Origin of the sequence: Desulfovibrio sp. 1214_IL3152, from assembly GCF_036763055.1 — a bacterium.
GTDB lineage: Bacteria > Desulfobacterota > Desulfovibrionia > Desulfovibrionales > Desulfovibrionaceae > Desulfovibrio.
The window spans coordinates 1-2,414 of sequence record NZ_JBAIYW010000155.1 but is presented as its reverse complement, the minus strand read 5'-3'; the positions used below and the strand labels follow the sequence as shown (position 1 = coordinate 2,414).

The 2,414-nt window shown below is 58.5% G+C and carries 1 protein-coding gene; it reads left to right on the top strand.

From position 1 onward, the window contains the following. Nucleotides 1–2,274, top strand: a 2,274-nt coding sequence (locus tag V6C07_RS03165; protein WP_442891921.1) for a type I secretion system permease/ATPase, incomplete at its 5' end; no start/stop codon positions are given. Nucleotides 2,275–2,414: the final 140 nt, after the last annotated feature.

Genomic DNA, 2,414 nt, shown 5'->3' with positions numbered 1-2,414 from the left:
ACGGGAGCGGCCGCTATGGACGCCATGGCCCAGGCCGCGCGACACGAGGCCGCCATAAATTCCGAGCGGTCTGTCCAGGATACCGGTATGGGGCCTTTGCGCCCGTCTGATATTGACTTTATGCCGGGCCTGTTGCGCAGCCTCGCCATACTGCTGCGTTTGCGCGGCAGGGTCGTCAGCCCGCAGTTTCTTATGTCCGGCCTTACCGGCAGCAAGGTTACCCCCCAGGCATGCCTCAGGGCAGCGCGCAAGGCAGGGCTTTCGGGCCGTATCGTTTTTCGTCCCGAGCTTGAGGATATCCCGGCCCTGGTGATGCCCTGCATACTTCTGCTGACCCGCGACCGCTCGTGCGTGCTCACGAGCCTGAAGGACGGCAAGGCCGAAGTCATATTTCCCGAAACAAGCGGTGCCGCGCAAACAGTGTCGCTTGAAGACCTCAAGCAGGAATACTCCGGTTATGTGCTCTTTGCCGCTGTGGAGTCCGCCCCGGATGACCGCACTGAAAGACTGAGCATTTCGCACGGCAAGCGCTGGTTCTGGGATGTGCTGCGTTACTACGCGCCCATTTATCGGCATGTGGCCCTGGCCAGCGTGGTAATCAACCTCATTGCCGTGGGCAGCCCGCTTTTTGTCATGAACGTCTATGACCGCGTGGTGCCGAACAATGCCATTGAAACCCTGTGGGTTCTGGCTATCGGCATTCTCATAATCTATTTTTTCAATTTTCTGCTTTCGTCGTTGCGCACCCATTTTGTGGACGTGGCCGGACGTAATGCCGATATTGTGCTCTCAAGCTCGCTGGTGGAAAAAGTGCTTTCAATGCGTATGGACGCCAAGCCCGAATCCACCGGCGCACTGGTCAATAATCTGCGCGAGTTCGAGCAGTTGCGCGAGTTTTTCAGCTCTTCAAGCTTGTTGGCCTGCATTGACCTGCCTTTCCTGGTGATTTTTTTGCTGCTCATCAGTTTTATCGGCGGCCCGCTGGTATTTCTGCCGCTGGGCGCCATGCCCCTCATGCTGGGTATCGGCCTGCTGCTGCAATCACGCTCACGGCGTAGCGCCGAGGCCAGCTACAAGCAGAACATGCAGAAAAACGCCCTGCTGGTGGAAATTGTGGGCGGGCTTGAAACCCTCAAGTCGTGCATGGCCGAAAGCCGCATGCAAAAGCTTTGGGAATCCGTGGTGGGCCTTTCCGCCCAGTCCAACAGCGAAGCCCGCAAGTACAACAACCTGGCTGTCACGTCTTCAATGCTCATTACCCAGCTTGTGACCGTTGCCATGATTGTCTGGGGCGTATACCGCATCTCCGAGGGCCTCATGACCATGGGCGCCCTGATCGGCTGCAATATTCTGGTGGGGCGCACCATGGCCCCCCTGCTGCAGATGGCTTCGCTGCTGACGCGCCTTCAGAATTCGCATGTGACGCTCAAGGCCCTGGACATGCTCATGATGCTGCCCTCGGAAAATCAGGTGGAAAAGACCTGCATGGATTTTGGCATGCTGCGTCCTTCTTTCACCGTGGAGAACGTGTCTTTTGCCTATCCGCATCAGGAGCGTCTGGCCCTTGACCGCATTTCTCTGCATATCGAGCCGGGCGAGCGCGTGGGCATTATCGGGCCTATGGGGTCGGGCAAGAGTACGCTGTCCAAGCTGCTTATCGGTCTTTACCAGCCCAAGGAAGGCGCTGTGAAGTTTGGTGATGTCGATATTCGGCAGATACCCAGCACCGACCTCCGGGGACGCGTGGGTGTGCTGCCGCAGGACGTGGTGCTGTTTTACGGCAGCATCCGCGACAATATCGCCCTGGGCGACCCCACCATCAATGATCACCTTATTCTGCGCGCAGCGGCCCTGGCTGGCGTGACAGACTTTTTACGCAATAATCCTGCGGGGTTTGCCGCCCAGGTGGGTGAGCAGGGCAAGGCCCTTTCCGGTGGGCAGCGCCAGGCTGTGGCGCTGGCGCGCGCTCTTGTGCGCGACCCCGAAGTGCTGCTGCTGGATGAGCCGACCAGCAACATGGATACGGACTCTGAAGTAATGCTGCAAAAGCGCCTGTATTCGGTGATGGATGGGCGCACCGTGGTGCTGGTCACACACCGCTTGTCCATGCTGCGCATTGTAAATCGGCTGATTGTTATGGAAAACGGCCAGATAAAGATGGATGGCCCGCGCGATGCGGTTTTGCAGCGTCTGCGTGAGCGTTCACGGCAAAGCATGGATACGGTACGACAGGAACAGGGCGCTCCGGCGCAACGTTCCGCGGAGAATGTGTAACATGCAGTTGACACCCCAAGATAAAAGTAAAGTGAAAGACAGCCCTTCTGCGGTTGCCCGGACTGAGGCAAGCCCTGCGGCAGGACCTGCAGGGCCTGTTGAGGCAGGCGTGTCCGGCGGCGTTCAAGGGCAGAAATCCG